We start from the raw sequence: 9648 nt of genomic DNA, 5'->3' as shown, positions 1-9648 counted from the left end.
TTTTTAGAATATGAGTGTAATTTTGTCTTGACAAAGGTCACTTCATAACAGGTGAATAATTCCTTAAAATCATGACTCACGGTAATTTTAGAAAAGAAAGTAAAACAGTCGTTGTCTAAGAGTGAGAATGAAATTTTAGATTTCATGAAAGAGTCACTTTTTAGTGGCTTTTTTTAAAAAATCCTTGCATGAAATTCTATCTTTTGATATAATAGTCAAGCAATGCCCGGGTGGTGAAATTGGTAGACGCAGTGGACTCAAAATCCACCGGTAGCGATACCGTGCCGGTTCGAGTCCGGCCCTGGGCACCATTTTGAATTGTTGGATCAAGTTTTTCGGGCTTGGTCCTTTTTTATGATATAATTTTTGATAGTTGGAGGATTACATATGAAAGTATTAGTTGGATTAAGTGGTGGTGTAGATTCTGCTGTTGCAGCTTATTTATTAAAGAAACAAGGGTATGATGTGACTTGTTGTTTTATGCGTAACTGGGATAGTTTTGCGAATAATGATATTGCAGGAAATCCTACAATCAAAGATGATACTTGTCCTCAGGAACAGGATTATTTAGATGCGTTAGCGGTTGCCAATCATTTGGATTTACCTTTACAACGTGTTGATTTTATTGAAGAGTATTGGGATAACGTATTTAAAACGTTTTTAAGTGAATATGAAAAGGGCCGTACGCCAAATCCAGATATTTTATGTAATAAATATATTAAGTTTGATTCATTTTTTGAATATGCTATGAAACAAGGTTTTGATAAGGTGGCTACAGGGCATTATGCTTCAAACAAAGAGGATGAGACTGGCTTTACGTATTTAACACGTGCCAAAGACCAGAATAAAGACCAGACATATTTCTTGTGTCAGGTTGAAAAGAGTAAGGTGGCTAAAACGATTTTTCCTTTGGCAAATTTAGAAAAGCCAGAAATTCGTCAGATTGCTTCTGAATTAAACTTAGAATCGGTTGCAACAAAGAAAGATAGTACGGGTATTTGTTTTATTGGAGAAAGAAACTTCAGACAATTCTTATCGAATTATCTTCCTAGTAAAGATGGTGACATTGTAGATGTGAATACAGGTAAAGTCATTGCACGTCATGTGGGCGTTTTATATTACACGATTGGACAAAGAAAAGGTTTAAATATAGATCACGAAAAGGGTCCTTGGTTTGTGGTTGGAAAAGATGTTGTGAAGAACATTCTTTATGTGTGTCGTACAGATCAAAGAGATTTATTGTATTCAGATTCTTGTATTGTGAAAGGAATCAACTGGATTTTGCCAAGTTTGGATGAGATTCCTACAAAGTGTACTTGTAAATTTAGATATCGTCAAAAGGATCAGGATATTGAAATCGAAAGATTGGATGATACAAGTGTGTTAGTAAAATATCCGCAAACGATTGCGTCTGTTACAGAAGGACAGGAAGCTGTATTCTATGATGGTGACAAGTGCATTGGTGGGGGTGTCATTGAAGAAGTCTTCAAGGAAGGCAAGAATTTAAATCAATTGATTATGGAGACAGCCAATGGACATCGAGGCTAGGCTTGAATATATCATATTTGAAAATAAAGCCAATCATTATGTCGTTGCTGGATTTTCAGAATTAAAGACGTATCATAATTTTACAGCGGCTGGAAGAATTGAAGATCCAATCGAAGATCAAGAATATGTTTTGCATGGGGAATATGTAAAACACCCTAAGTATGGGGAGCAGTTTCGTGTTGATATGGCTAAAAAGAAATTGCCAGACAATTCGGATGCGATCATTCAATTTCTTTGTGGTGAGAATTTTCCTACGATTGGAAAAAAAACTGCCGAAAGTATTTACGAGACTCTTGGCGAGAATTGTTTAGAGAAGATTCATAATAAACCAGAACTTTTACATGAAGTGCCCAATTTGACTGCCAAAAAGATATTGATTATTCAAAAGGGCATTCAAGAATTTACAGGATTTAATGAGACATATGCAAAGCTATTAAAGTATGGCTTGAGTCCAAGACAGATTCAGATGTTGTTGGACACATATGATAATGTGTTGGATGTGATTGAACAGGATTGTTTCAAACCCTATTATGAAGTGTATGGTTTTGGATATAAAACTGCTTGTAAGATGGCAAGTGCCATAGGTTTATCCAATGAGGATCCAAGAAGATTAGATGCCTATATCTATGAGTTGGCTAGACAACTATCCATGGCAACTGGAAATACATATATTACATTTGCGACAATCTTTCAAAATGTACGTGGTGTAAATGAATCCTTGATTCAGGAAAGTATTGATCGTTTGGTTTCGCTTCAATATTTGTATGTTGAAAATACTAGAATCTATCCTTTTTCTTTACATGAAGATGAGATCAGGATTGCCAAAGAGTTGAAGACTCGTTTATTTGAAGTGGAAAGTGTGGATGTTGAATCAAAAATCAAACAAGTTGAGTTTAGTTTAGCTATAACATATGATCAGGAACAAAAGGATGCGATTCAATTGTTCTTCGATCGTTCGTTCATGATTTTAACGGGTGGTCCAGGTACTGGTAAGACAACAACTGTAAAAGGAATCTTGGAAATTTGTAAGGATGTGTATCCAGATAGTAAGATTCAGCTTTGTGCACCAACAGGAAGAGCTTCAAAGCGACTTGCACAACTTTCAAATTGTGATTCAAGAACCATTCATTCCTTGCTGCAGTGGAACTTAGAGGATAATTCCTTTGGAAAAGATGAGGAGGATCCATTAGATGTCGACTTCATTATTGTGGATGAGTTTAGTATGGTGGATACCCATTTATTTGCCCAATTATTAAAGGCACTTCCACAGCGTTGTCGCATTCTTTTAATTGGTGATGAAGATCAGTTAGAGAGTGTGGGTCCTGGAAAGGTATTAGAAGATCTAATTAAATCGGATGTGATTGATACGGTCCATTTAAAGAAGATTTTTAGACAGTCAAGTGGTTCTGGAATCGTGACTTTGGCAAAACAAATTCGTGAAGAAACTACGTGTCATTATGAGGATGGTGTTGAGTTTATTGAAAGAACAACGCCAAAAATTATGGATGCCCTGATCGATTATGTCAAAGATATGGATCTAGATTCCATGCAGATCTTGGCACCAATGTATAAGGGGGTTGCAGGCATTGATGAGATCAATCGTCAGATGCAGGTGTTGTTCAATCCAAAAAGTCCGCAAAAGAATCAGATAAAGGTAGGAACAACAATCTTTCGTGAAAACGATAAGGTCATGTTGTTGAAGAATTTACCGGATGAAGATGTTTACAATGGTGATATTGGTACGATCGTTGAAATTGATTCAAAACAGAATGTGATTTCAGTAGATTTCACAAATGTGATTGTTGATTTTTCAACGGACTTTCTATATTACTTAAAACACGCATGGTGTATCAGTGTTCATAAATCTCAAGGTAATGAATATCAGACGGTATTCTGTATTGTGGATGTGAATGCAAAAAAAATGTTAGAAAAGCGTCTTTTATATACGGCGATCTCACGTGCTAAAAAACAGCTTTTTATTATTGGCAATAGGAGTTTATTTGAAACGCAGGTACGCTTAAAGTTAAAGTGTATTCGTCAAACAACGTTGCAAGAAAGGATTTATGAAAGTATTAGAAAACAGAATATATCGACATTTTAAAGGAAACAACTATAAAGTGTTGTGTGTTGCGATGCATACGGAAGTGCAGGAGAAGATGGTGGTTTATCAAGCATTATATGGGGATTATAAGTATTTTGTTCGTCCATATGAAATGTTTGTGTCAAAAGTAGATCATGACAAGTATCCGGATGTGAAGCAGGAATATCGATTTGAACTTGTTGAAGAATAGGCTTAGGTCTATTCTTTTTTCTCATCTGTGTGATTTGTTAACGTATCGCAAGAAGGAGTGTGTTACAATGAATCATATTGACAAAGGGTGATTTAAATTATGGGTCGTGAATTATTTTTAGACTTTTTTACAGAGCACGAAGTGCCTGTTATGCGAAAAAGAAGACATACATTTTTAAAGATGGATGATGAGAATGTATATGTTTTAAAAGAAGGTGTTGTGAAGGTCAGTGTTTTAATGCGTGATGGACGTGAATTTAATATTGCGTATTTAAAAGGCTTTGATATTTTATCTATGTTTAAAGATGCAGTTGTTGATTGTAAATTTTCTTCATTGATGATTCGTGTTGAGAGTGATGAAGCTAGTTTTTATAGTGTTTCTAAAGAATTAATTAATCAATTATTAAATGAACATTCTGAATTGGTGGAATACGTGAATACGTATTATCGTAAGAAATTATCGGAAACAATTTCAAGACAAGGATTAATGACGATGAATGGCAAGAATGGTGCTGTATGTGCTTTTATATACTATTTGGTTACAATGTTTGGAAAAGAAGCGCGTGATGGAATTTTGATCGACCTAAAGATCACAAACGATGATATTGCGGGTTTCTGTGGAATTTCTACAAGACATAGCGTGAATCGTATTTTGCGTGGCTTAAGAGAAGAACATGTTATTCGCACATTGTATAATAAAATCATGGTCTTGGATGTCGAGTATTTAAAACAATTTGTAGATGTTAAGATGGATGCATAATCCGCCTTTTTTCATACAAAATAAAAAGAGCCGACTTAAAATGTGGGATGCCGACTCTTAAAACTGGTCATTATAAGAAAGACTATCATGAGTTGGTTACAACCAGTTTTATTTACTATATCATGGATTTTGAAATGAAAAAAGAGCTGAACTAGATGATGTGGCAAATAATTCAGCTCTATTCATAGGAAACTGGATATGCAAATTACTTTATGGACACGCTATCCAGCAAAAATAAGTATATCATCTTGTTGTGTATTATACAAAAACAATTGCCCATAATTGTATATGTAAGGAACACGTAATATAATAAATATCAATTGCTAACAAGATTCAACTGAAGTATGGTACAATGGAAATAATGATAGAGGTGACGAAGATGAATTGTGACTATGTGCTTAAATATCTGGAAAAGATGGAAGTCCCAATTGTTTCAAAAAAGAACCATGATATTATAATGTGCGATTTAGAAAAGATGATTTTTTTAAAGGAAGGTGTCGTAAAGGTGAGTTCCATTTTAGAGGATGGACGTGAATATAATATAACTTACGACAAAGGCCCCAATCTTCTTTCGTTAATGTGCGACACACTTCGTGAAGATGTTGCGTATCGTGTAAGAATTCGTGTTGAAAGTGAAGAGGCATCTTTTTGTTTGGTAAGTCGAGAAGATTTCTCAAGGGCCGTAAAGCGAGATGAAAAACTAAAAGAGTATGTTGAGGCATACTATCGTGAGAATCTACAAAGAGCTCTATATCGCCAAAAATGTATGACAATGAATGGAAAGAGTGGCGCTATCTATGCATTTCTTTATAATTTGATTTCTTTGTCTGGAAAAGAAATCAAGGAAGGTATATTGATTGATATGCAAATCACAAATGATGATATCGCAGGATTCTGTGGTATTTCTACCAGAAACAGTGTCAACCGTATTTTGCGTGGATTAAGAGAAGAAAACGTAATTCGTATAGTCGATAATAAGATTTTAATTTTGAATGCAGATTATTTAAAGCCATATGCAGACTAAAAGGGTAAGTATCTCACCCTTTTCATTTCGCTAATTTTTCTTCTAATAATTCCATAGTGATTGCTTTTACGATATGTCCATTCATATTGCTTTAATGCATTCTTGAATATCACTTTCAAATGCATTGGCACTTATCGCAAGAATATGTACGCTTTTCGCATCGTTTCTTGGTAAGGTACGTATTTCTTTTGTTGCCTCTAATCCATCTTTAATTGGCATCATAATATCCATAAAAATATAATCAAAAGTATAAAGCTTAGATTTTTTGAATTGATCAATGGCTTCCTGTCCATTTCGAGCAGTCGATACATCAAACCCAAGATCTTGCAACAAAATGGTTGCAATTTCTAGGTTGATATCATTGTCTTCAACAAGGAGTGCTTTCTTATTTGTAAGATTTAATGGATTAGTTTGAATGGGCTTTGCAGTTTGTAGGTTAAAATCTATCTGTAAAGGAAGAATTATCCAAAAGGTTGTACCCGCATTTTCTTTACTTTCCATTTGTATCGTACCATGTATCATTTTACTAAAGGAGTGAAGTGTATACAAATCCAAAGTTTGTATGGCCATATCGATAGGGGTTCCTTTGTCGAAGCGGACGATATCGATAGTATCTTGGATTAGATCACATTGATAAATGGCCGCAAAATCTTTGCACAAAGCTTCGAGTAATTGTGTATTCATAACACACCTCCTTAAAAAAGCGTCTATGGAAAGACGCAGGTAAGATAGTGCAATTTAAAAAATACCATTATGCCCTTTCTAAGGGCTTTATACTCGATTGTTAAAACGAAGAAAAGAGCTGATCGGGTAAATCAGCTCAAGAAATAGGAAACGCTGGATAAGCGGTAAAAAGGCAATTTGATTATCCAGTATTGCCTAGTATATCACTATGGATTGAAAATGCAAGAAGAGTGAAGATATTTTCTGTATCACTAGTTTTTATGTTGAATTGTATTTAATATTGATTTGTATTATACTTGAGATAGATTCCGTATAGGAATTTATTTTTTTTGGAGGAAAATATGAAAATTGTTGTAGTTGGTGATGGGAAAGTTGGCTTTGCGATTGCGAAACAATTGAATCAAGAGGGTCATGATATTACAGTGGTTGAAAATAAAGTGAATGTATTATCGAGTACAATGAATCAACTAGATATTGTTGGTGTGCAAGGGAATGGAGCTAGTTTAGACACATTGTTGGAAGCACGCGTACCTTCGAGTGATTTGTTGATTGCGGCTACATCAACGGATGAAGTGAATATTATTTGTTGTTTATTGGCAAAAAAATTGGGAGCTAGACATACCATTGCTCGTATTCGTAATCCAGAATACAATAACACAGTTCGTTTGATTAAAGATGAATTGGGATTGAGTATGAGTATCAATCCAGAGCAGGCGGCGGCTCGTGAAATTTTGCGTGCGATTCGTTTCTCAAATTCCATTAAAGTATCGTCTTTTGCGAAGGGAAGAATTGAGCTTGCTGAAGTTAAGGTAACAGAGAATTCCCCACTTTTAAATATGCGTGTGGTTGATATCAATCGTCGTTTTAAGACGGAAGTCTTGTTTGTGACGATTTTGCGTGATGGTGAAGTCATCATTCCAAATGGAAATACGGTGATTTATGAAAATGACCGTCTTACATTAACGGGTTCAGCAACGCAATTAGAGCGTTTCTTTATTAAGATTGGTATTTTAAGTGATCGTACAGTCAATGAGGTTATGATTGTTGGTGGTGGTCGTATCACATATTATTTGACGAGAATGTTACTTGAATTGGGGATGGCCGTTAAAATTATTGAGTTGAATAAAGATAAGTGTATCAACTTGGTTGAAAAATTCCCACAGGCAACGGTTATTCATGGAGATGGAACGGATCATGAATTATTATTGAGTGAATCCTTAGAGGAAATGGATGCCTTTATCGCTCTTACAGATAATGATGAGGAGAATGTCATTATTTCGATGTTTGCGCAAAGTCATGGTGTTACGCATGTGCTTCCTAAGGTAAATCGTGTTTCTCTAGGTTTCTTGTTGGATAAGTTGGGGCTTGAAAATTCAATTACGCCTAAGTTTATTACCGCAAACCAAATCGTGCAGTATGTTCGTGCTATGCAGAATACGGTTGGATCAAACGTTGAATCTTTGATCAAGCTAGTGGATGACAAGGTAGAGGCTTTAGAATTTAGAGTGCGTGACAATTGTCGTTTTATTGATGTGCCAATTAAGGATCTAAATATTCGTAAGGGTATTATCATTGCGTATATAACACATAAAGGTGTTTCTAAGGTGGCAACTGGTGATACGCGTATTCAACTATCGGATACGGTTATTATTATTAGTAAGGTTGCAGGATTGAGGGATATCAATGATTTACTATCTTAAGCATAATATACATAAACTCAACTGGACTATAATTGGTAATGTATTGGGTATGGTGCTTATTGCGCAAGCCTGTTTAATGGTGTTACCGGTCATGGTGGATTTGATTTATCAAGAAGGATTATTTGATTCTTACTTGATTGTAATTGGGATTTGTTTGGTTTTAGGATATGGTTTAACGCGTAAAAAGGCGAGAACGAATTCTTATTTTGCCAAAGATGGAATGCTTGCGGTGGGTATTGCCTGGATTGTTGTTTCTTTCTTTGGTGGATTACCATTCTACTTGTCGGGTGAAATTCCTTCTTTTGTGGATTGCTTCTTTGAAGCGGTGTCTGGATTTACAACGACAGGTTCAAGTGTTTTAACGGAAGTTGAGAATTTGAAGCATGCCACACTATTCTGGCGTAGCTTTACACACTGGATTGGTGGTATGGGTATCTTGGTTTTCATTTTGGCCTTACTTCCAAAGTCAAATGATCGTGATATGCATATTATGCGTGCGGAAGCGCCGGGTCCTACCATTGGTAAATTAGTACCTCGTATGCGTCAGTCGGCTATGATTTTATATACCATGTATATGGGATTGACTGTCATTCAGGTCATTTTACTTTTGATTGGGAAGATGCCATTGTTTGATGCGTTGTGTAATACATTTGGTACAGCGGGTACTGGTGGTTTTGCAATTAAAAACACGAGTATTGGTGCCTACAACAATGCGTATTATGAAGTGATCATTACGATTTTCATGATTTTATTTGGTGTGAACTTTAATATGTATTACTTTTTATTAATCAAAGATTTCAAACAGGTCTTTAAAAATGAAGAGTTGCGTACATATTTAGGTATTATTCTATTTTCAATTATTTGTATCACATTGAATATTTTATCCATGTATAATTTTGATGTATTCAAATCCATTCGTTTGGCAAGTTTTCAAGTGGGTTCAATTATAACGACAACGGGATATTCGAGTTGTGATTATAGTGTCTGGCCACAATTTAGTAAGATGATCCTCTTCTTATTAACAATCTGTGGTGCGAGTGCTGGTTCGACTGGTGGTGGTGTTAAGGTAAGTCGTCTTTTGATTATTGTAAAGAAAATTAAATTGGATATTCAAAAGTTACTACATCCACAAAAAGTAGAAGCCATTACAATGGATGGAAAAGTTGTAGATACAGAGGTGGTCACTCAGATCATGGCGTATTTCTGTAGTTTCATTATTATTGTCGGTGTCTTGTTGTTCTTGGTTTCATTTAATAACTTTGATTTTGAAACAACGGTTACATCCGTTATGACTTGTATTGGTAATGTAGGTCCAGGATATGGTCTTTGTGGTCCAATGGGAAATTTCTCCATGTTCTCGGATTTTTCGAAGATCGTCTTATCTTTTGCGATGTTGATTGGTCGTTTGGAAATCTATCCTATTATCATTTTCTTGGCTCCAATTTTAAATATTCGTAGTGTATCTAAGAATATTCATAGTCGTAAAAAGCGTAGAAGCAACTAAGGTACTTTTTAGTATCATTTGCACCTTTTAGTTTAATGAAAACGGATACAACTAACTTAAGTGTATTTTGAGTTAATATATAGCCTGAATTATTCATGAAAAGATAATAAAAGAAGATTAGCCTTGTTGATGGATCCA

Annotated in this window: 8 protein-coding genes and 1 tRNA gene; 8 read left to right on the top strand and 1 reads right to left on the bottom strand. The window is 35.1% G+C overall.

The features are described 5' to 3' along the window. Window positions 1-224 precede the first annotated feature (224 nt). The 6 genes from LJE08_RS11700 to LJE08_RS11675 all read left to right on the top strand — a co-directional run bounded on the left by LJE08_RS11700 (window position 225) and on the right by LJE08_RS11675 (window position 5622). A tRNA-Leu gene (locus LJE08_RS11700) sits at window positions 225-311 on the top strand. A gap of 76 nt (window positions 312-387) precedes the next feature. Beyond that, window positions 388-1548: a tRNA 2-thiouridine(34) synthase MnmA gene (mnmA, locus tag LJE08_RS11695; protein WP_227403316.1), complete on the top strand. Its 1161-nt coding sequence runs from the start codon at window positions 388-390 to the stop codon at window positions 1546-1548. Beyond that, complete coding sequence (locus LJE08_RS11690; RefSeq protein ID WP_227403315.1) at window positions 1532-3649, top strand: ATP-dependent RecD-like DNA helicase; 2118 nt, start codon at window positions 1532-1534, stop codon at window positions 3647-3649. Before mnmA ends, LJE08_RS11690 begins: the two co-directional genes overlap by 17 nt. Further along, a complete protein-coding gene (locus tag LJE08_RS11685; protein ID WP_117924731.1) occupies window positions 3612-3839 on the top strand; it encodes a DUF1653 domain-containing protein in 228 nt (75 codons plus the stop codon). The genes LJE08_RS11690 and LJE08_RS11685 overlap by 38 nt, the downstream gene beginning before the upstream one ends. 99 nt (window positions 3840-3938) lie before the next feature. Continuing rightward, complete coding sequence (locus LJE08_RS11680) at window positions 3939-4598, top strand: Crp/Fnr family transcriptional regulator (RefSeq protein ID WP_117924729.1); 660 nt, start codon at window positions 3939-3941, stop codon at window positions 4596-4598. Window positions 4599-4950: 352 nt separating this feature from the next. Then, window positions 4951-5622, top strand: a complete 672-nt coding sequence (locus LJE08_RS11675; protein ID WP_227403314.1) for a Crp/Fnr family transcriptional regulator — start codon at window positions 4951-4953, stop codon at window positions 5620-5622. Window positions 5623-5703: 81 nt separating this feature from the next. On the opposite strand, the gene LJE08_RS11670 is transcribed toward LJE08_RS11675, so the two are convergent. After that, window positions 5704-6306: a response regulator gene (locus LJE08_RS11670; protein WP_227403313.1), complete on the bottom strand. Its 603-nt coding sequence runs from the start codon at window positions 6304-6306 to the stop codon at window positions 5704-5706. Window positions 6307-6647: 341 nt separating this feature from the next. Between LJE08_RS11670 and trkA the strand changes: the two genes are divergently transcribed. Further along, window positions 6648-8006, top strand: a complete 1359-nt coding sequence (gene trkA, locus LJE08_RS11665) for a Trk system potassium transporter TrkA (protein WP_117924723.1) — start codon at window positions 6648-6650, stop codon at window positions 8004-8006. Next, entirely contained in the window at window positions 7990-9510 is a 1521-nt protein-coding gene (locus LJE08_RS11660; protein WP_117924720.1) for a TrkH family potassium uptake protein, read from the top strand. Before trkA ends, LJE08_RS11660 begins: the two co-directional genes overlap by 17 nt. Window positions 9511-9648: the final 138 nt, after the last annotated feature.

Origin of the sequence: Holdemanella sp. DFI.5.55, from assembly GCF_020593575.1 — a bacterium.
Lineage (GTDB): Bacteria > Bacillota_I > Bacilli_A > Erysipelotrichales > Erysipelotrichaceae > Holdemanella > Holdemanella hominis.
This window is presented reverse-complemented; position numbering and strand designations above follow the sequence as displayed.

Coding starts and splice junctions, on each gene's coding strand:
- mnmA (WP_227403316.1), top strand. CDS start 388: ATGAAAGTATTAGTTGGATTAAGTGGTGGTGTAGATTCTGCTGTTGCA.
- LJE08_RS11690 (WP_227403315.1), top strand. CDS start 1,532: ATGGACATCGAGGCTAGGCTTGAATATATCATATTTGAAAATAAAGCC.
- LJE08_RS11685 (WP_117924731.1), top strand. CDS start 3,612: ATGAAAGTATTAGAAAACAGAATATATCGACATTTTAAAGGAAACAAC.
- LJE08_RS11680 (WP_117924729.1), top strand. CDS start 3,939: ATGGGTCGTGAATTATTTTTAGACTTTTTTACAGAGCACGAAGTGCCT.
- LJE08_RS11675 (WP_227403314.1), top strand. CDS start 4,951: ATGGAAATAATGATAGAGGTGACGAAGATGAATTGTGACTATGTGCTT.
- LJE08_RS11670 (WP_227403313.1), bottom strand. CDS start 6,306: ATGAATACACAATTACTCGAAGCTTTGTGCAAAGATTTTGCGGCCATT.
- trkA (WP_117924723.1), top strand. CDS start 6,648: ATGAAAATTGTTGTAGTTGGTGATGGGAAAGTTGGCTTTGCGATTGCG.
- LJE08_RS11660 (WP_117924720.1), top strand. CDS start 7,990: ATGATTTACTATCTTAAGCATAATATACATAAACTCAACTGGACTATA.